This is a genomic window from Nostoc cycadae WK-1 (assembly GCF_002897135.1).
Taxonomy (GTDB): Bacteria; Cyanobacteriota; Cyanobacteriia; order Cyanobacteriales; family Nostocaceae; genus Nostoc_B.
In genome coordinates this window covers 121324-142315 of sequence record NZ_DF978438.1, presented here as the reverse complement: position 1 = coordinate 142315, position 20992 = coordinate 121324, and the positions used below count along the sequence as shown (strand labels likewise).

General features: G+C 42.2%; 15 protein-coding genes and 2 pseudogenes. 11 read left to right on the top strand and 6 right to left on the bottom strand.

Features of this window, described 5'->3' with window-relative positions; translation table 11 throughout:
- Positions 1 to 17: 17 nt before the first annotated feature.
- A complete protein-coding gene (locus NCWK1_RS23490) occupies positions 18 to 2945 on the bottom strand; it encodes a HEAT repeat domain-containing protein (protein ID WP_222838809.1) in 2928 nt (975 codons plus the stop codon).
- Between the two features lie 84 nt (positions 2946 to 3029).
- On the opposite strand from NCWK1_RS23490, the gene NCWK1_RS23485 reads away from it, so the two are divergent.
- Positions 3030 to 3269: a hypothetical protein gene (locus tag NCWK1_RS23485; protein WP_103126377.1), complete on the top strand. Its 240-nt coding sequence runs from the start codon at positions 3030 to 3032 to the stop codon at positions 3267 to 3269.
- Between the two features lie 525 nt (positions 3270 to 3794).
- Positions 3795 to 4187 (top strand): hypothetical protein, encoded by a 393-nt coding sequence (locus tag NCWK1_RS23480; RefSeq protein WP_103126374.1) that lies wholly within the window; start codon positions 3795 to 3797, stop codon positions 4185 to 4187.
- A 125-nt stretch (positions 4188 to 4312) separates the two neighbouring features.
- On the opposite strand, the gene NCWK1_RS23475 is transcribed toward NCWK1_RS23480, so the two are convergent.
- Complete coding sequence (locus NCWK1_RS23475; protein ID WP_103126373.1) at positions 4313 to 5020, bottom strand: ROK family protein; 708 nt, start codon at positions 5018 to 5020, stop codon at positions 4313 to 4315.
- Between the two features lie 119 nt (positions 5021 to 5139).
- On the opposite strand from NCWK1_RS23475, the gene NCWK1_RS23470 reads away from it, so the two are divergent.
- On the top strand, positions 5140 to 5946 hold the full coding sequence (locus tag NCWK1_RS23470; RefSeq protein WP_103126372.1) for a creatininase family protein: 807 nt from the start codon (positions 5140 to 5142) through the stop codon (positions 5944 to 5946).
- Between the two features lie 95 nt (positions 5947 to 6041).
- Entirely contained in the window at positions 6042 to 6569 is a 528-nt protein-coding gene (locus NCWK1_RS23465; protein ID WP_103126371.1) for a 2TM domain-containing protein, read from the top strand.
- A gap of 162 nt (positions 6570 to 6731) precedes the next feature.
- Here the strand turns inward: NCWK1_RS23465 and NCWK1_RS23460 are convergent, their stop codons facing one another.
- The 3 genes from NCWK1_RS23460 to NCWK1_RS23450 form a co-directional block, all read right to left on the bottom strand.
- The gene (locus NCWK1_RS23460) at positions 6732 to 8072 is read right to left on the bottom strand and encodes a TldD/PmbA family protein (protein ID WP_103126370.1); all 1341 of its coding nucleotides are present in this window, start codon (positions 8070 to 8072) and stop codon (positions 6732 to 6734) included.
- 72 nt (positions 8073 to 8144) lie between these two features.
- Entirely contained in the window at positions 8145 to 9617 is a 1473-nt protein-coding gene (locus tag NCWK1_RS23455) for a TldD/PmbA family protein (protein ID WP_103126369.1), read from the bottom strand.
- Between the two features lie 204 nt (positions 9618 to 9821).
- Positions 9822 to 10721: a TetR/AcrR family transcriptional regulator gene (locus NCWK1_RS23450; protein WP_103126368.1), complete on the bottom strand. Its 900-nt coding sequence runs from the start codon at positions 10719 to 10721 to the stop codon at positions 9822 to 9824.
- A 177-nt stretch (positions 10722 to 10898) separates the two neighbouring features.
- Here NCWK1_RS23450 and NCWK1_RS29720 point away from each other — a divergent pair, with 177 nt between their 5' ends.
- The 3 genes from NCWK1_RS29720 to mazG all read left to right on the top strand — a co-directional run bounded on the left by NCWK1_RS29720 (position 10899) and on the right by mazG (position 12921).
- Positions 10899 to 11246, top strand: a complete 348-nt coding sequence (locus NCWK1_RS29720; protein WP_187308223.1) for an HlyD family secretion protein — start codon at positions 10899 to 10901, stop codon at positions 11244 to 11246.
- A 53-nt stretch (positions 11247 to 11299) separates the two neighbouring features.
- A complete protein-coding gene (locus NCWK1_RS23440) occupies positions 11300 to 12022 on the top strand; it encodes a DevA family ABC transporter ATP-binding protein (protein ID WP_103126367.1) in 723 nt (240 codons plus the stop codon).
- Between the two features lie 74 nt (positions 12023 to 12096).
- On the top strand, positions 12097 to 12921 hold the full coding sequence (gene mazG, locus NCWK1_RS23435; RefSeq protein ID WP_103126366.1) for a nucleoside triphosphate pyrophosphohydrolase: 825 nt from the start codon (positions 12097 to 12099) through the stop codon (positions 12919 to 12921).
- A gap of 11 nt (positions 12922 to 12932) precedes the next feature.
- On the opposite strand, the gene NCWK1_RS23430 is transcribed toward mazG, so the two are convergent.
- Positions 12933 to 14528, bottom strand: coding sequence for an aldehyde dehydrogenase family protein (locus tag NCWK1_RS23430; protein WP_281259161.1), 1596 nt, complete (start codon positions 14526 to 14528; stop codon positions 12933 to 12935).
- Positions 14529 to 14662: 134 nt separating this feature from the next.
- Between NCWK1_RS23430 and NCWK1_RS23425 the strand changes: the two are divergent.
- The 4 genes and pseudogenes from NCWK1_RS23425 to NCWK1_RS23410 all read left to right on the top strand — a co-directional run bounded on the left by NCWK1_RS23425 (position 14663) and on the right by NCWK1_RS23410 (position 20970).
- Positions 14663 to 15445: pseudogene (locus NCWK1_RS23425) on the top strand (Rpn family recombination-promoting nuclease/putative transposase).
- A 4-nt stretch (positions 15446 to 15449) separates the two neighbouring features.
- On the top strand, positions 15450 to 15638 hold the full coding sequence (locus NCWK1_RS23420; RefSeq protein WP_103126365.1) for a hypothetical protein: 189 nt from the start codon (positions 15450 to 15452) through the stop codon (positions 15636 to 15638).
- Positions 15639 to 16354: 716 nt separating this feature from the next.
- Positions 16355 to 20341 (top strand): magnesium chelatase subunit H, encoded by a 3987-nt coding sequence (locus tag NCWK1_RS23415; protein ID WP_103126364.1) that lies wholly within the window; start codon positions 16355 to 16357, stop codon positions 20339 to 20341.
- Positions 20342 to 20395: 54 nt separating this feature from the next.
- Positions 20396 to 20970: pseudogene (locus tag NCWK1_RS23410) on the top strand (Uma2 family endonuclease).
- The last annotated feature ends 22 nt before the right edge of the window (positions 20971 to 20992 follow it).

Below are 20992 nucleotides of genomic sequence, written 5' to 3'. Positions count from 1 at the left end.
CCAAATTGGCCTAAGCTCTATTCCACTGGCCCTCGCTTATAGTTTTTCAGTTGTGGTTTGCCGATTAACTCCATCAAAGTATCAATCGCTTTTTGGTGGCCATACCCAATTTTTCTTAAGCTAGATGCCGCGAGCCTTCGGTTATCATCATTCAGTTCTGGTTTGCCGATTAACTCCACCAAGATATCAATTGCTTTTTGGTTGCCTGGATCAATTTGGCTTAAGCTATATGCAGCTAGGCTTATAGTAGAATCATGCAGTTGTGGTTTGCCGATTAACTTTACCAAAGCATCAATCGCTTTTTGGTTGCCAGAGCCTATTTTCTCTAAGCTAAATACCGCTTGCAATCGGGTATAATTATCCATCTGTGGTTTACTCATTAACTCTACCAAAGCATCAATCGCTTTTTGGTTGTCAGAGCCAATCTTGCCTAAGCTTTCTGCCGATAGCCATTGGGTATCATCATACAGTTGTGGTTTGCCAATTAACTCTACCAAGGTATCAATTGCTTTTTGGTTGCCACAGTCAATTTCCCTTAAGCTTTCTGCCACCTGCCATCGGGTAGAATCATCTAGTTGTGGTTTGTCGATTAACTTCACCAAGATATCAATTGCTTTTTGGTTGCCAGAGCCAATTTGCCCTAAGCTTTCTACCACTAGCTTTCTGGTAGAATCATCCAGTTGTGGTTTGAAGATTAACTCTACCAAAGCATCAATTGCTTTTATGCGATTTGTCTGAGGTAGTGCTGTCCTTCCTTCCTCTAAGATTGGTTCAAGAAATCTCACCCACTTGTTTTGTTCAACCTTAAACTCACCAAAGCGCCATTTAACAATTTCCGCCACAATAGCATCTGCGTTGCAAGAATTTTTACACTCATCAACCCCCGCAGCAGCAAGAAAATAAGCGCGAAACTCGTAAAATCCCCTTCTGACTCTATCAATAGCTCTGTATTCTCCGCACCCATCATCAAATTCCATCAACGCCTGAATAAACTCTTCCTTCTTATCCTTCCCCACATCCTCACGTCCCAACCACAGCAAAATCACCTCTTTCCACTGCGGGGCAAAAATGCGATAAACGCCTAGTGCGGGGTTGTCGGGAATATGATTCAGAAACTCGTGCCAATTATCAACCGCCAACGCTGCAAAATATTCCTCAAATGTGGGATGGTAAAAAGCGTAAACTTTCTCTTTCGTTGCTGATTCCGCAGCCACTCCAACTTCATTTAGCCATCCCAACTTTAACGCTAACCAAAATAAAGAATTTTGCTGTTTTGCATCACCTAATTCCTCACGCACTAACTTATGTCGTAGCCGAAACCGTGACGTTTCTTGGTCGATTGCCCGTTTTGCCAAACGTCCCAACGCAGCGTTTAATTCCTCTTGCTGCTGTTCGGTGGTAGGGAAGCGGTTTTCTTTCCACTTGTAAACCTCTTCCACAAACTGCTGATAAAGTCCGGCTTTAGTTTCCGGTAAACCTTTATCGGAACCTTGCCAAGTGCTACACAACAGCGCTAACCGCAAAGGATTTTTAACTAAATCTTGGATGCGCTGACGTTCAGGTTTATCTAATTCCTGGCATAATTTTTCCCCTTTGTCTGCATCCTTCTTGTGAAACCAACGCCCAATAAATTCTTGCACTTGTTGCGGATATTCAAAATTGAGTAACCGATACGTCTCAAAATTTTCTAAAGCGTTGGCGTTTGCTTCCCAAACATTCACCCGACAAGTCAGCACAACCCGCGCATTTTTCACCCATCCCGTCAACTGCTGGGAAATCTCAGTTAATGGTTGGGGTGAAGACATTTCATCTGCTGCATCCAACAACAACCACACACGATTATTCTTGAATAAATCTGCGAAAGCGTTTTCCTGTTCTTCTTTTACACGCACCACTTCTAAAGCGTTCTTCAGCCAATCTTGCAGCAGATAATTTTCTACACTCTTTCCTTGCAAGTCTGCCAAAGAAATCCAAATAGGTAAACCCAGATTGTTGTTTAATATCCAAAAAGCTATAGTTTGCAACTGAGTCGTTTTTCCCGCACCTGGTTCCCCAATTAAAGCGATGAGGTGTCCTTGAGTTTTACCAACACCATCACGGATAATTTTTTCTAAAAAAGCCTCATGTTCAAATCGCTGCTTCTCTTCATAACTCGGTTCATAAAGCCGCGAACCTTGTTCTGCGGAAATATCCTCGCTGCACTTCTTCGGTTTGTTACGCTCCACCAATGCTAAAGGTACATGAATTGCCTCTAGCTCAAATTTCATCTCATCATCAGCAAACAGTAACTCATTTGTGGTGAGACGCTTGTGCTTTTCCAGCATAGCGCCGCAGATGTCTTGCCAATCCAAGCTATTATCTGTTGTTTGTTCCTGGAATGTTTCTTTTAAATTCGCCTTTTGATATTCCTTCCACTTCTGCTTAACCACCTCCAGATTCTCTTTTATCGTCGCTGTCTGATGTTTTAAAGTCAGGGTAAATTTCCAATAACCTTGATTTTTCGCAGTTTTTTGGTCTTCTCGCACTCCCAATTCTTTGAACAAGTCAAGTGCATTTTGAAGCTCTTGTAATTCTCTTTCTTTTTGAGAAAGGTTAGATTCTGCTTTTTTCCGGGGAAGCTTTAAACTTTTCCCAGCATTTTTAATCTGATTGAGTAAATATTCCTTCTTTGTACCAACTTCAGTTGTTTTGCTTCTGTTTCCTGTTGTCTGTTCGCTTTTATATCCGGTAATTCGCAGCTTATCAGCATTCCAGATAACACAAAGTGGAAGTTTTGACTCACAATCTTGCTTTTCTGAAAGTTGCAGCAATGCTTCTAGCAGACTGAGTACATTCTCTAAGGCTGATTCATTTTCACGAATATTTCTTGACATCAGTCTGAAATAATTTTTAATTACCCAAACAAAAAAGCTTCCCCAAGCTGCAAAAGCTGACGATACAAGCATTATAGACGTTGCGTGGGGGATATGTCTGGGGAAATACCCAAAAAAATAATTGACCTTGTAAACGCAAAAACAAGGTCAATTCAGATGTCAGCTAAAAAACCTGGTAAGAGTGCAAGTCAAAAAGCTATTACTTTCTTGCTAATTCTGCAAACAATATTAATTGGCGTAAATGCCGAAAATCGCTTTCAGCAAGGAGACTCACCAATTGAGGTTTTAATGTGGATGATTAACCAGTGTATTCCAGTCTTGAAGCAAACCAGCAGTTTGCAAGAAAAACAGAAAAAGAGTGCGTTACCCACACATCGCCGTTTTGAGAAGCAATAAAATCACAAGCTACTCTTTGCAGAGCTATGGTATACACAAGTCGAATTACCCCCCTTAATCCCCCCTTAGAAAGGGGGGAAATCAGGAAATCTAGTTCCCTCCCCTTTCAAAGGGGAGGGTTAGGGTGGGGTATCTGTTGCCAACATTTTTTTAAATCGGTATTAGTTCAAAACACAAGTCTATTCGTTCAAAACACAAGTCCATTTGTTCAAAACAGAAGTTTATTTGTTCAGAACACAAGTCTATTGGTTCAAAACAGAAGTTTATTGGTTCACAACACAAGTCCATTTGTTCAGAATACAAGTTTATTCGTTCACAACACAAATCGATTCATTCACAACACAAGTCTATTGGTTCACAACACAAGTCTGTTCTCAACGATTTATTATTTTTTGTCGTAAAATTACTGAGCTAGTAATCAAACCTTATTCCAAAAAACATCTTATTTTGTAAGTTTTACTGAACCAATAAATTGCCTTATTGAGACACCTTAGAAAGATAAAGTTTAGTAAAGGGTATTTATTGATGCCACGTAAACAAAGAAGCTCTCCGGTGCTAGAAAAAACAGAACAGAGATTAATCGGATTTAAATCAATTGATTCAAGTCTTGACTTTGGTGATTCCGTCAGTTTAAATCATTTAACTGAGTTAACAGGGCAACTCCGCAATGAGCTTGACCAGTATAATATGATGCTAACTGCCCTTGACACAGCAAAAGCAAACATAGAAACTCTTGAAAAGACCATTCGTGAAACTTCCGAACGCTTGGTTAGTGGTGTAGTGTTGAAGTATGGCAAAGACAGCCGAGAATACGAAATGACAGGTGGAGTACGCAAAAGCGATCGCATTCGTAAAGCCATCATTACCCGCTTAAAATCAACCGCAGACTCAAAAGCGGCTTCTACACAGACTGTTTAATAAATAATAAGTCGGCATCAATAAAAAAGTAGGGGCAAACGGCCGTTTGCCCCTACTACCGTTAGAGAAGGGGTTATTTGAGTCTGTCTAACTCAGGTTAAATTAATTCTGATTTCTGACAATTCCTAATCACGCCATAAAGCAATTCCACCTAACAAACCCGTGACATTGGGAACAAGTTTGACATTCAGTGGTAGTTGTAAATTTATTTTCACAGCTTCACCGCCACCGATATAAAGATAATCATAATTAAACAAATGCTGCAAAGACGCGATCGCTTTTTCTAAGCGCTTGTTCCATTTTTTCTCGCCATGCTTTTGTAAAGCCGCGCGTCCTAGTTGTTCTTCATAAGTCTGTTTTTTGCGGAACTGATGGTGTCCCATTTCCATATTTGGCACAAGTTTACCATCAACAAATAAAGCTGAACCAAACCCAGTCCCCAAAGTAATGACTAACTCTACACCTTTACCAGCGATCGCGCCTAAGCCTTGCATATCTGCATCATTAATTACCCGTACTGGCTTATTTAAACGTTGAGACAATGCTGTTGCCAAGTCAAAGCCAACCCAATCAGAATGTAAATTTACTGCTGTTTCTGTGACTCCGCACCGCACCACACCAGGAAAACCCACAGAAACGCGATGAAAATCACCTTGGGCGGCGGCTAAAACTGCGATCGCATTAATCACCACTTCTGGTTTTGCTGGGGATGGTGTATCTACCCTCGCCCTTTCTGTCAGGGGAGTTCCGGTGATATCCAAAACCATCGCTTTGACACCGCTACCACCAATATCAACTGATAAAGTGCGGATGGAACCATTTTCATCAACCATTAAGTTATTCCTTGTTACTACTTGTTCTTTGGCTATTATGCGTCCCTGCTTCTGGTAATATCCTGATGTGTTGAGAGTCTTCACAACACCTAAAAATCAGATGGCGCGATCGCAGTGATATGCACAGCTTTATTCCCCCAGAACGCTTTTTTCCCTACTTGACTTGGACTGATATCCAAGATATGCCCAATAAAGAAAATGTGGTAATAATTCAACCAGTGGGCGCAATTGAACAACATGGCCCCCATTTACCATTAATTGTGGACGCAGCGATTAGTGTTGGTATTCTGGGAAAAGCCCTGACTAAGCTAGATGCAAACATCCCTGCATACTCTTTGCCCACTCTCTATTATGGTAAATCTAACGAACATTGGCACTTTCCTGGCACAATTACCCTCAGTTCCGAAACCCTAACAGCCACAATTATGGAGGTGGGAGAAAGTATTTACCGCGCTGGGTTTAGAAAATTTGTCTTGATGAACTCCCACGGTGGACAACCGCAAATCATGCAAATGGCGGCGCGAGATTTACACGTTAAATATGATGACTTTTTAATATTTCCGTTGTTTACTTGGCGTGCGCCGAATATTACCAAAGAATTGCTGACACCCAAAGAAGCCAAGCTGGGAATGCACGCCGGAGATGCTGAAACTAGCATTATGTTAGCGATATTACCAGAACAGGTAAAACTCGAAAAAGCCGTGGCTGAATACCCACCAGAACAGCAAGAAAGTACTTTAATTAGTTGGGAAGGTCAATTACCTGTATCTTGGACGACGCGAGATATCAGTAAAAGTGGTGTGATTGGTGACGCGACAACCGCAACCAAAGAAAAAGGCGATCGCATCCTCGAATCTGTATCTGATGGTTGGGTACAAGTTATTCAAGATATTTATGTTTTTAAGCTACCTAAAAGCATTCTCTAGATTTGCTAGTGTAGACATAGTAATAACTCCGCGCCACCTCAGCGATACACCGCGTTAAAAAACAAAGTTAACAAGGTTTATGAATAGTAAAAACTATGGCACCATTTGAACCTCATAGCAATCGTTCTTATAGTCAAGAAGATGTCCAACGCATTCTTCAATTGGCGATCGCCCGTCAAGCTGATGACCAAGATAAAGAATTTTCTTATGAATTATTATTAGAAATCGCAGGTGAGTTAGATATATCACCAGAGTCTTTACAATTAGCCGAAACAGACTGGCGATCGCAACAAAGCGAAATTCAACAACGCCAGGCTTTCGATACTTACCGTCTCTCAAAGTTTAAAAAACGTTTAGGTAATTTCGTTATTGTCAATAGTTTTTTAATATTAGTTAATTTTTTTCTAATTATTCCTAGTATTCATTGGTCATTAGGTATTTGCCTATTATGGGGCTTGACTGTTGGTCTAGACTTTTGGAATAACTTTTATGCGAAAGGTGAAGCCTATGAAATCGCTTTTCAAAAATGGTATCGCCAGCATCAGTTAAAGCAAAATTTCAATACAGCAATGAAAACGGCCAATACCCTAGTCAATAAATGGCTGAAATCATTGCAGGTTTAGGCAATATTAAATTAAACCAACAATTCTTTTACACCATGAAATCTTCTCTACAAATTTCATGATTTATTGTTGGGTGGAGGCATAATTAAATATCTTTCATGCTCCTCTACCCAACCTATTTTTTTCTGGGTTTATATGCAAAAATCAGCAATTTTTACTAAATTATTCCCCAGTAATTGAAAGTCCCTCAACCCATACTCTTGGACAAACACCGCCTGGGGTTAATTCGACTTCTTTTTCTAGATACACAATTGACTTGAGAACTTGTAAAAAATCCCCAGCAACTGTGGCTGATTCAATACTTGTCTTCTCACCTTTGTTAATTAACCAACCATCAAACGGTAAAGAAAACGAGCCTTGCAAAGCTTTCACCCCAGCATGTAAAGCTTGTAAATCGTCAATTAAAATTACATTTTCTGCTGTGGCTAAACTAAATTCCTGTTCAGAGTTTGTCGCTGCAAATACATGATAAAAATTGGGGCTAACACTAACTTTTGCCCCAATACTCGCGTTACCTGTGGGTTGAGCATTCATTCTTTTAGCTGTACCCGCACTATGTAAAAATCCCGTTAACACACCATTTTCAATCAACGCTACTTTACGAGTAGGAGTACCTTCACCATCAAATGTCTCTGCGCCAACATTAGCAGGGTGCAGGGCATCATCATAAACTGAAAGCAAAGGAGAAGCTATTTCTTTGCCTAAATCATCAGGAGTAGACAAACTTTGCTTATCTAAAATGCTTTGAGCGTTGAATAAATTAGAAAAAGCGCCCAATAAACTTAAAAAAGCATCTGGAGAAAACACAACTAAATATTTACCAGATTTGACTTTTTCGTAGTTTAAGTGACTGATAGTTTTGTCTGCGGCTTCTTTAATACAACCATTAATGTCAAGCTCATCAACACTGTGGCTAATTCTAAAACTATTACCACTGCGAGGCTTTTTATCTTCTTCTTCAGTTTTGCTGTAAAGATAAACTGAGGCGATGGAGTGAGATTCTGTTCTGACTGCACCATCACTGTTGAGATAAAACCTGTCAATATCTCTTTGCGCCAAACCGTTGTAAGGTACACCTTGAATAGCTGGATGAGCCGAAAGTAATTCTTTTTCTGCTACCAGTAGTTTATCTATCAGTTCAGCAACTGGGGCTTGGGGCGCTTTATCTTTTGGTGTTTGAGCAATAGGAACTGTCGCCTCTGGACTGAAATCTGGGACATTTTCTTTGACACCAAAGAAACTAGCATCGTATGCAGTTTTGAGTGCTAACTCTAATCCTTTGGGGTCTACATCTGTGGTGCTAGTAATTCCAATTGTGTTTTGCTCATTCCAAACACGCACGGTAACACCAGAGCGATTTGAAGCTTTAACTTGTTTTGGCTCACCCTGATCTACTTGGACGCTAGTTTCGTCTATGGTTGAGCCATAAATGTCAAATTTTTTGATGCCAAGTTTATCAGCATTTTCCTTGGCGTAATTGGCGATTTCTTGGATATTTGGCATAGTCAATTTTGGATTTTGGATTTTAAATTAACCGCAGATGGACTGTATTCATCTGTGGTTGTATATAAATAATTAACGTCCGCCGACGGTGATGGAATCAACTTTGATATGTGGTTGTCCAACGGTGGTGTAAATGCTGCCACTGACAGAACCGCAGAAGCCTGGAGCTAATTCTAAATCTTGAGAACACATGGAAATTTTATTCATAATTTCCTTGGCTTCACCAATTAAAATTGCTCCTTTTAATGGCTTAGTAAGTTTGCCATTTTCAATTAAGTAAGCTTCATCAACACTAAAGTTAAATTGACCTGTAGCGCCAACACTACCGCCACCCATTTTTTTACAGTAAATGCCTTTATCAACAGAGGCAAATAAATCTTCATTGGTGTATTCGCCAGTGGCAATATAAGTGTTACGCATCCGGCTGGCAGCCGCAAAGGTATAATTTTGGCGGCGGCCACTACCTGTTCTAGGGTGTCCAGTCCGCCAAGAACCAGCTCTATCTGCTAAGAAATTCTTGAGAATGCCTTTTTCGATGAGTAATGTTCTCTGTGCCGGCATACCTTCGTCATCCATGTCGATTGTCCCAAAGGCATTGTCAGAACGCCCTTCATCCCAAGCTGTTAAACTTTCATGGGCAATTTTTTCGCCTTTTTTGTCGGCAAAGGGGGTAGTATTACGCTCAATTTGGGTGGTTTCTAGCAGGTGTCCGCAGGCTTCGTGGAAGATTACCCCGCCAAAGTGATTGGCCATGATGATGGGGTAAGTACCAGACTCAACATAATCTGCATACAGCATTTTGCCAGCAGACTCAGCTATTTGCTCGGCGGCTTGGGTATAGTCCCAAGTTCTCAGGAAGTTAGCATCGCTGGTGTTTCCTGCACGTTCCCCAATAGAAGAACGATTGGCACCATCGGCAGACAATAAGTTAAATCCTACCGATTGGGTGAGACGAATGTCACGGGCAAAGGTACCATCACTAGAAGCTACTAACACTTCTTGCCAATCTCGGAAATAAGTTGCACGGCGAGATTGCACATGGTTGGCTTTTTGCGTCAAAGCAGCAGTACCATCTAAAAGGACTTCGCCCATTTCACGGATAGAGCTACACAGCCCTAACCAGCCATCTTTACCTCTTTTTGTGGCGTAGTCTCGCAATAATTCGAGATTGATTTCTGGGATAAAAGAGTAAGGCGCGGGTAGTTGTAAGCCTAAAATCGACAGTCCTTTTTCTAAAGCTGCTTTCAGCCCAGTAAAGGAAAGGTCGTTTGTACTGACATAGCAGTCAGCTTTGCCGCGAAATACTCTCACACCTGCACCTGTCGCCAAACTCGGTGAAATGCTGGTGATAGCATCATCTTCTGCCAAGCAACTAATGTAGTTGCGGCGCTCTAAGAAAAATTCAATGAAGTCAGCACCAGCGGCGCGTCCTAGTCCCAAAAGGGTTGCCAGGGGGGCTTCCCACGTTTCATCGAATCGTTCTGTTGTGGAGGAGTATTGTAAAGTCGGTAGTTGGTTCGAGAGAAGTAGGGTATTTGTAAGCATGGGTAGCCTCGTCTGCTGGCTGAATTTCAGAGATTTAACTGAAAAATCCTAGTGTCACTCTAGCAAATTTACTCAAATGCAGGGGAATGGGGAATAGGCAGGCAAGCGTGCAGGGGTGCAGGGGAAATGAGTTCTTCATATATAAAATTGATAATATCTTCCATGTATATACATTAATTTCGACTTGCCATGTATATACAGAAATTAATTCCCTCCTGCCTCCTGCCTTCTGCCTTCTGCCTCCAAATTGCCTTGACGGGTAATAATTTCGATCATTTCGCTGCGGGTAAGGTTATGTTTAGCTGCCAATTGTGCCAAGTTTTCCCAAGCTGTATCTGTGAGTCTGATAGACCTTAATTGTTTGGGTTCTGAGCCATAATCAGGTTGAAATTTACCGGAGGAATTGCGTTTACGCCTGGGTGTTTTCTGCTTTGTACCGGAATATTGGTCTGTAATTTCGGTTTGAGGAATTTGGTTGTTGGTAATTAAGTTAATCAGGTTATCAATGAGGCGATCGCGCTCCATTGGTAAAATCTCTTGACAATGCAGCATCTCTTGGACAATTGTGAAATGAATTAATGTACCAAGAAAAATCCGCGCAGTTACTTCTGGGTCAGGCAGTTGCAATTCTGGATGAGCCGCAAAATATTGCATGAGCAGTTCTAAAAGCGGCTTATCGACGTTGCTGATAAAAACTTGGGCTAATAAAGGGAAACGTCCAGACTCACCAATAATCAGCCTCACCAAACTCAGCAACTCTTGTCTATGATTAATCTGCTCGACAACATTAATTCCTATGCGTCGCAGCACTATATGAGGTTCTCCTTGCAGAAATTGTGAGTCTTGCGGACTAAACGCTTCTCGAAAATTTTCCTTTGCTAGTCGCTCAATTAAAGCAGTAAATAAACTTTCTTTATCTTGGAAGTAGTTGTAAATCGTGGTTTTCGATACACCTGCTGCGGCTGTAACCCTGTCCATTGTTGCCGCCGCGTAACCGTGTGCTAAAAACTCTTGCATTGCCCCAGCAAAGATAGCATCAACTTTTTCTGCTGACGGTAAACGGTCTTGATTGGTTTTTTCTGTGTCTCTCCTCTTCTTGATCATGCTCTAAATCAACTAGTTGAGGTCTTTGACAGCCAGCGGTCAACAGTCTATCAAACTTGTCCGAAACATTAATTCTACCGAAAAGTCTTGACATGATTGTAATGTACCGTATAGTTTAATTACAGTACAGTTAAACTAATTAGTTTAATTAACGTACTAACTAAAAGGGGGCTGAAAGTGCCTGAAGTAGGAGAGAGAGGTTCGGAATCCTCTAAACCTAGCGTTCGCCAACGAATTCTGCTGGTGTTAGCGGTAGGATTTGCGATCGCCGGAATCACAAGATTTCTGCACGTAAAATCACAGGCTTCCAATACAGTGAAAACTGTAACCATACCCACAATCAAAACGGTAACAGCCTTGGGCAGACTAGAGCCAAAAGGACAAGTAATTAAATTGTCAGCACCCGCATCCAGTCAAGGTAGTCGGGTGGAAACGCTTTTGGTAAATGAAGGTTTTAAAGTTAATGCTGGCCAGGCGATCGCCACTCGCAAACTCCAATCCGCCGACCCCGCCGATATGTTTTAAAAATCCTCGTAACTCTCCGCGCCTCTGCGCCTCTGCGTGAGATAAAAATATTTATGGAAACTAATTATTCTTCCGAACCTGTCATATCTATCCAAAATCTTAACCATTACTTTGGTAAAGGGCAACTCCGCAAACAGGTTTTATTTAATATCAACCTCACCATTAATGCAGGTGAAATTATCATTATGACCGGGCCGTCTGGTTCCGGTAAAACTACATTATTAACCTTAGTAGGTGGCTTACGTTCTGCCCAGTCTGGTAGTTTACAAGTACTAAATAAAGAACTTTGTGGTGCTAATGCTAAACAACTCACACAAGCAAGACGCAGCAACGGTTATATTTTCCAAGCCCATAACTTGCACGGGAGTTTAACAGCTCTCCAGAATGTGCGTATGGGTTTGGAATTACAACCAAAAATTTCACCTCAAGAAATGCTGGCACGTTCTCAAGCAATGTTAGCAGCAGTCGGATTAGAACAACGGCTAAATTACTACCCAGATAGTCTTTCTGGTGGACAAAAACAACGAGTAGCGATCGCGCGTGCATTGGTAAGTCAGCCTAAAATAGTTTTGGCAGATGAACCGACAGCCGCCCTCGATAAACAATCTGGGCGCGATGTTGTCGAATTAATGCAATCACTAGCCAAAGAGCAAGGCTGTACAATATTGCTTGTCACCCACGACAACCGTATTTTAGATATTGCCGATCGCATTATTTACATGGAAGATGGTCATCTTGTGAGAGATGGCGTAAGTGCTGTAGTTATAGAGAAGTAATGATCGCTTCCAGTTGAATACTTATCATGCTTTGCTTAAGGTAAAGAAGTATTTAGATGGCTGACAGGTGAGTTATGGAAATAAATCACGAAAATGCTGAAACATTGGCGGCGTTACAAGAATTAATTGATGTGGTGGCAAAATTGCGATCGCCTGATGGTGGTTGTCCTTGGGATTTGGTACAAACTCCCGAAACGCTTATACCTTATGTGATTGAAGAAGCTTATGAAGTGGTAGATGCAATTCAAAGTGGTGATCAAGCCGCAATTGCAGAGGAATTAGGTGATTTACTCTTACAAGTTGTATTACAATCCCAAATCGCCAAAGAGTACCAACAATTCAGCCTCAAAGAAGTAGCCCAAGGTATTTCCCAAAAACTAATTCGCCGCCATCCCCATGTATTTGGTGATGTGTCGGTACAAAATGCCGATGAAGTTCGGCAAAACTGGGAGCAAATCAAAGCAGCAGAAAAAGGTGAACCAACCCCAGAAAATCAACAACTGAGTGCCAAACTCAGCCGCTACGGGCGCACTCTTCCCCCGTTGATGGCGGCGATGAAAATTTCGCACAAAGCAGCAGCAGTAGGCTTTGAATGGGAAAACATTGATGGCGTGTGGGCTAAGTTTCACGAAGAGTTAGGAGAGTTTCAGCAAGCTTTGGCAAAGGAAACACCAGAACGTCAGCAAGCAGAGTTAGGCGATTTATTATTTGCGGTGATTCAGTTAGCCCGTTGGTATAATCTTGATCCTAGCGCTGCTTTGCAAGGGACAAATCAGCGATTTGTGCAACGGTTACAAAAAATGGAGGCAGTGGTTGACCGCCCCCTTTCTGAATACAGTTTGGATGAGTTGGAGATGCTCTGGCAACAGGCAAAAGCTCAACTTGCCCAAGAGCTTTAATACATTTAAGTTTACAGTTTGATGGTAACAGTCTTAACTTCGGTGTATTGCTGTAAGCCATATTCACCTAGTTCGCGGCCGATACCTGATTGCTTGAAACCACCAAAGGGCGCAGCAGCATCGAATACGTCGTAACAATTGACCCAGACTGTACCTGCTCGGAGATTGTTAGCGATCGCATGGGCTTTGGTAATATCTTGAGTCCAGACGGCAGCAGCGAGTCCGTACATAGTGTTATTTGCCCGCTCAATGACTTCGTTAATATCTTTGAACTTAATGATGCTCATTACTGGGCCAAAGATTTCTTCTTGGGCAATCTTCATATCATCACGAACATCAGCAAAGACTGTAGGGGCAATGAAGTAACCTTTGTCGCCTACTCTTTGTCCACCACAAAGCATCTGAGCGCCTTCCCGCATCCCAGATTCGATGTAACCCATGACTTTGTTAAATTGTTCTTGGTCTACCTGCGGCCCTTGGTCTGTCTTAGAATCAAAGGGATCGCCGACAATTCGCTGTCTAGCTCTTTCAACGCTTCTAGCCACAAATTCGTCGTAGCATTTCTCTTCGACAAACAGCCGCGAACCAGCGCAACAGCATTGACCTTGGTTAAAGAATAAAGCATCGTGAGAACCAGCGATCGCCGCATCCATGTCTGCATCTGCAAACACAATATTAGGACTCTTACCACCAAGTTCTAAAGTCACGCGCTTGAGGTTAGTTTTTGCAGCCGCTTCCATAATCAAGTGTCCAACTTCCGTGGAACCAGTGAAAGCGACTTTATCAATATCCATGTGATGAGCGATCGCAGCACCAGCAGTTGGGCCGTATCCTGATAAAAGATTCACCACCCCAGCCGGAAAACCAGCCTCAATAATTAACTCTCCGACTCGCAATGCTGATAACGGCGTTTGTTCCGCCGTTTTCATCACCACAGTATTGCCAGTTGCCAAAGCTGGGGCTAACTTCCACGCCTGCATCAGCAGTGGGAAATTCCAGGGGATAATTTGACCAACAACCCCCACAGGCTCATGGCGGGTGTAGCAAAAATATGATCCGTTAATGGGGATCGTTTTACCTTGGACTTTATCAGCCCAACCTGCATAGTAGCGATAACAGGCAATAACTAAACCTAAATCTCCTAAAGAATTTTGCAGTGGTTTGCCATTGTCTAAAGTTTCTAGTCGCGCTAACTCGTCAATATTCTGCTCAATTAAATCTGCTAATTTGTAGAGCAATTCACCGCGACGGGTTGCAGATATATTACGCCATTCCCCACGGTTAAAGGCGTTACGCGCTGCTTGCACTGCTTTATCAACATCGGCTGCATCTGCTTCTGCAACTTCACAGATAGTTTCGCCTGTAGTTGGATTAATTGTGGCAAATCGGCGGCCGCTGACACTATCTACCCACTCGTTATTAATCAGTAGTTTGGTGGGGCCGATTTTGACCTGTTGCTGCGGTACTGTTGTTGTAACCATCAGGCTCTCCTTTAGCTGTTGGAGAAAAATTGGCTGAAATCTATTAATTATGTTGTCGGGAATACAGTATTGTGGGCGATTTTCTTTATAAATCTTTTGATTGTCCGCAAAAGAATATAATGACACCGCGATCGCTCCAATCCCCATTTTCTACAGTTGTACTTGGAGACAATGAGAATATTTACTAAATTCATAAGTTAATAGTAAACATTTATATAAAAAATTAGGGGATTCAAAGGGTACTGATAAAATTACAACCTATGTATGATAATGTCTGTAAGTTCCTTGCTGAATCATTCACCAGTGACTTTGCAACTTGGTTGCTGAATGAACCAATTGCACTAACTCAACTAAGTCCATCGGAATTATCCCTCGAACCCATACGAGCAGATGCGCTAATTTTGTTACAGTCCGATGAAATTATTCTTCACCTGGAATTTCAAACCAGACCAAAAGCTGATATTCCCTTTCGTATGAGTGATTATCGCTTACGTGGGTATCGAAAATTTCCCCAGAAAAAAATGCGTCAGGTGGTAATTTATTTACAACCAAGTGATTCTGAGCTAGTTTATCAAACGGAATTTGTTTTAGAAAATAGCTGGCACAGATTTGACATAATTCGACTGTGGGAACAGCCAACAGAAGTATTTTTCAATTACCCAGGTTTGCTACCGTTTGCAACTTTAAGCCAAACCGATGACCAAACGCGAACCTTACAATAAGTAGCTCAAGTTATTGAAGCGCTCGATGACACCCGCATCCGCAGTAATCTTGCTGCATCAACAGCCGTGTTATCTGGGCTAGTATTAAATAAGGACGTAATTAAAAGAATATTGCGGAGTGGTATTATGCGCGAATCTGTAATTTATCAAGATATTTTACAAGAAGGTCTTGAGCAGGGGATTCAACAAAACACTCAAGAAATTGCCATCAAAATGATTAATAAAGGTATTAATCTGGAAATAATTGTCGATGTCACAGGTTTAACTATTGAACAGGTGCAAAAATTACAGGCTCAAACAGAAGACACTCAACCCCAATAACTTTATGCTTGAATCGGTTATTTATGAAGAGATTTGGCAAGAATGGTATCAAGAAGGTTTTGAACTGGGTTTTAAACAAAGTTTAGAACAAAAAGCTCAGGAAATTGCCATAAGTATGCTAAGTAAAGGTATGGCGATCGCATTAATTATTCACTGTACTGGTTTAACTATTGAGCAGGTGCAAAAATTATAGGCTCAGATAGAAAATAGTCCCATGTATTAGTGTTAAAAGCAAATCTGTGATTGATCAAGATATTGTGTAATCAGTGCTGAAAGAAGAATTTCAGTCTGAAACTATAGCCTCTAATTCTCTAATAATCTCCATTATCTCTACACTCACCGTGCAGACTCGCAGCAATAAATCTTAGGACTTACGCAAGAACTCTCTCAAACTCTTATAACTTTGTGTCCTTTGCGCCCTTTGCGGTTCGTTTTTTCATAATTTTGAGTAAGTCCTGAAATCTATCACTTTTTCTTTATAATCTGCAAAGTTATAAGTATTCTTTTTGTATTATAAAAAACTTTAGTTTAACTATACAATCATCTAAATTCTTAATCATTTGTGATTTATTTATCTTATTTTTACAGTATTTACACTTAAAAAATTGGCTTTGCAGTAAAGCCTGAAGCATATTCAACACTCCCCAACGCCTAGTCCCTAGTAACCAATTTCTCAAAATATTAATTTTTTGTTACATATTTTGAGTATTGGCTCTTATTATTTATTAACGTTTGTTAACAAAGTTTGCGATTTTTATATCAATTTGTGTCAGAAATCAGGCAAAATGCTCTCTGGGCAAGGTTTTTCTGATAAAAAACTCTTATTGCCGAATAAAAGAAGTAATTAGTGGCGTTATCAGCCATCAAAAACTTCTAGTCGAGAACACGCATCAAAGGAGCAGAGGAAGCATGTTCACCCACGTCAAGTCCACCATTAGACACATTGCGCCTGAAAACCTGCGCGGACGTAATTTAATTAAGGTGGTCTATGTCGTGCTTGAGTCCCAGTACCAGAGTGCATTGTCGCAAGCGGTTCGCACGATTAACGCGAACAGTCCGGATCTGGCGATTGAAATCAGCGGGTACTTAATAGAGGAACTTCGAGACCCTGAAAACTACGAAGAATTCCAACGGGATATACAAAGTGCCAATATTTTTATTGCCTCACTGATTTTTATCGAAGACTTAGCACAAAAAGTAGTAACAGCCGTAGAACCGTACCGCGATAATTTAGACGTTGCCGTTGTTTTCCCATCAATGCCAGAGGTAATGCGCCTAAATAAAATGGGCAGTTTTTCCTTAGCGCAGTTGGGTCAATCAAAAAGTGCGATCGCACAATTCATGCGGAAACGCAAAGAAAAATCCGGTGCAGGATTCCAAGATGGAATGCTGAAACTTTTGCGGACACTGCCCCAAGTGCTGAAGTTCTTGCCAATGGACAAGGCACAGGACGCACGCAATTTTATGTTGAGTTTTCAGTATTGGCTAGGTGGTTCTCCAGAAAACCTGGAAAACTTCTTGCTGATGCTGGCTGACAAATATGTATTAAAAGGCGTAGACAAAAAAAATTCTGCCTCTATTGAATATGAAGCACCAGTTGTCTACCCTGATATGGGCATTTGGCATCCTCTAGCCACAACCATGTATGAGGATGTCCGAGAATATCTCAATTGGTACACAGCCCGTCGAGATATCCCCCAAGATTTAAAAGATCCATTAGCCCCCTGTGTTGGGTTGGTATTACAACGCACTCACCTAGTTACAGGTGATGATGCCCATTATGTGGCAATGGTTCAGGAGTTGGAATCACTAGGCGCACGGGTAGTGCCTGTGTTTGCTGGTGGTTTGGATTTCTCCAAGCCTGTGGATGCCTACTTCTACGAACCAACTACAAATACACCGTTAGTTGATGCAGTTATTTCCTTAACTGGTTTTGCGTTAGTTGGTGGCCCAGCTAGACAAGACCATCCCAAGGCAATTGACTCACTCAAACGCTTAAATCGCCCTTACATGGTGGCATTACCCTTGGTATTCCAAACCACCGAAGAATGGTTAGACAGCGATTTAGGCTTACATCCCATTCAAGTAGCGTTACAAATTGCGATTCCCGAATTAGATGGGGCAATCGAACCCATCATATTATCGGGTAGAGATGGCGCAACAGGGAAAGCGATCGCCCTCCAAGACCGCATCGAAGCTGTAGCCCAACGTGCCTTAAAGTGGGCAAATCTCCGCCGCAAACCCAAACTAGACAAAAAAGTTGCCATCACCGTTTTCAGCTTCCCTCCTGACAAAGGCAACGTAGGTACAGCCGCATACCTAGATGTATTCGGTTCCATCTACGAAGTGATGAAGGCGCTGAGAAACAATGGCTACGACTTGCCAGAGTTACCAGAATCGGCTGAGGCCTTGATGCAGGAAGTGATTCACGACGCACAGGCACAGTACGCCAGCCCCGAACTCAACATTGCCTATAAGATGTCAGTGCCAGAATACGAAGAACTGACACCTTATTCCCAACGCCTAGAAGAAAACTGGGGGCCACCACCAGGAAACCTCAACAGCGATGGACAAAACTTGCTGATTTACGGTAAACAATTCGGTAACGTCTTCATTGGTGTTCAACCTACCTTTGGTTATGAAGGCGACCCAATGCGGTTGTTGTTCTCCCGTTCCGCCAGCCCTCATCACGGCTTTGCGGCATACTACACCTACCTGGAAAGAGTTTGGGGCGCGGATGCGGTACTGCACTTTGGTACACACGGTTCCTTGGAATTCATGCCTGGTAAGCAAATGGGGATGTCGGGTGAATGTTACCCCGATAACTTGATTGGGAATATTCCTAACCTGTACTATTACGCCGCTAACAACCCCAGCGAAGCCACCATTGCTAAACGTCGCAGTTACGCCGAGACAATCTCTTACCTCACACCACCTGCCGAAAACGCTGGTTTATACAAAGGTTTGAAAGAACTCAGCGAGTTAATTGCTTCTTACCAAACCTTAAAAGATAGCGGTCGCGGTATCCCCATCGTCAACACGATTATGGATAAATGCCGCATCGTCAACCTGGATAAAGATATTAACTTGCCTGAAACCGATGCCAAAGATATGACCCCCGAAGAACGGGATAATATTGTCGGCAGCGTCTACCGCAAGTTAATGGAAATTGAATCGCGGTTGTTACCTTGTGGTTTGCACGTCATTGGTAAACCCCCAACAGCTGAGGAAGCCGTTGCAACTCTTGTAAATATCGCCAGCTTAGACCGTCAAGAAGAAGAAATTCTCAGCTTACCCCGGATTATTGCCAATAGTTTAGGGCGAGATATTGACGAGATTTACCAAAATAGCGATCGCGGTATCTTAGAAGATGTTCAACTATTACAAGAAATCACCCTAGCTACCCGCGCTGCTGTTGGGGCGTTAGTCCAAGAACAAACCGACGCTGAAGGAAGGGTTTCTCTCGTTTCCCGATTGAATTTCTTCAACATGGGCAAAAAGGAACCTTGGGTAGAAGCACTGCACAAAGCAGGTTATCCCAAAGTCGATGGTTCTGCTTTAAAACCCTTGTTTGAGTATTTAGAATTCTGTTTACAACAAGTTTGTGCAGACAACGAACTCGGCGCATTACTCAAAGGTTTAGAAGGCGAATACATTCTTCCCGGCCCTGGTGGCGACCCCATCCGCAACCCGGATGTATTGCCCACAGGTAAAAACATCCACGCCCTCGACCCCCAATCAATCCCCACGGCGGCTGCTGTACAATCAGCAAAAATTGTTGTTGATAGGCTGTTGGCACGTAACAAAGCCGAAAACAACGGTAATTGGCCAGAAACCATCGCCTGTGTTCTCTGGGGAACCGATAACATCAAAACCTACGGCGAATCCCTAGCCCAAATTATGTGGATGGTGGGTGTGCGTCCGGTTCCTGATGCTTTGGGACGGGTGAACAAGTTGGAGTTAATCCCCCTAGAAGAGTTGGGAAGACCCAGAATTGACGTAGTTATCAACTGTTCTGGTGTATTCCGCGACTTGTTCATTAACCAGATGAACCTGCTAGACCAAGGGGTGAAAATGGCGGCGGAAGCGGATGAACCATTAGACATGAACTTTGTCCGCAAACACGCCATGCAGCAAGCTGAGGAAATGGGAATTAACCTCAGACAAGCCGCAACCCGCGTTTTCTCCAACGCTTCCGGTTCCTACTCGTCAAACATCAATTTGGCGGTAGAAAACAGCACTTGGGACAGTGAAGCCGAGTTACAGGAAATGTATCTGAAACGCAAATCTTTCTCCTTCAATTCCGATAACCCCGGAATGATGGACGAATCCCGGCAGATTTTTGAAAGCACCTTGAAAACTGCTGATGCGACTTTCCAAAATTTGGATTCTTCCGAGATTAGTTTGACCGACGTTTCCCACTACTTCGACTCAGACCCCACCAAGCTAGTAGCAAGTCTGCGTGGTGATGGTAAAAAGCCAGCATCCTACATTGCAGACACCACCACAGCTAACGCCCAAGTCCGCACATTATCCGAAACCGTGCGCTTAGATGCCCGTACAAAATTATTAAATCCCAAGTGGTATGAAGGTATGCTGTCTCACGGTTATGAAGGGGTGCGCGAACTCTCCAAGCGTTTGGTTAATACAATGGGTTGGAGTGCAACAGCTGGTGCTGTGGACAACTGGATTTATGAGGATGCAAACGAAACCTTCATCAAAGATGAAGAAATGCAAAAACGCTTGATGAACCTCAACCCCCATTCTTTCCGCAAGATGGTATCCACTTTGTTGGAAGTGAATGGTCGCGGTTATTGGGAAACTAGCGAGGAGAACTTAGACCACCTCCGCGAGTTGTACCAAGAAGTTGAAGACCGGATTGAAGGCATAGAATAGGATTACATGGGCAGGCTTTACGCCTGCCTTAATATTTGAATCAGAGATATCCTTATGAATGCTTTAACAATCAATCTAAAACCAGCGTTGGAATTGACAGATGAGCAATTTTTTCAGATATGTCAAGCGAACCGTGACTTGAAATTTGAACGCACTGCTACGGGAGAATTAATTATCATGCCACCCACGGGAGGAGAAACGGGAAATAAAAACGCTAGAATTACTCAACAAATAATGAATTGGACTGATGCTGATGGTACTGGCATCGCCTTTGATTCTTCTACTTGTTTTAAATTACCTAAAGGTGGCGATCGTTCACCTGATGCTTCTTGGATAAAGCTGTCAAGATGGAATGCTTTAACTGACGAACAAAAAGAAAAGTTTTCCCCATTTGTCCTGATTTTGTAATTGAGTTACTTTCCCCAAGTGATAGTTTGAAGGTTGCACAGGAAAAGATAAGGGAATATATAGATAATGGTGTGCGTTTAGGTTTATTAATTAATCGTAAATCCCGACAAGTAGAAATTTATAGACAAGGTCAAGAGGTTGAGGTGTTGAACTCGCCTGCGACGTTATCAGGGGAAGATGTATTGAATGATTTTGTGTTGAATTTAGAAGCGATTTGGTAACTAAATAACAAATATATTACAC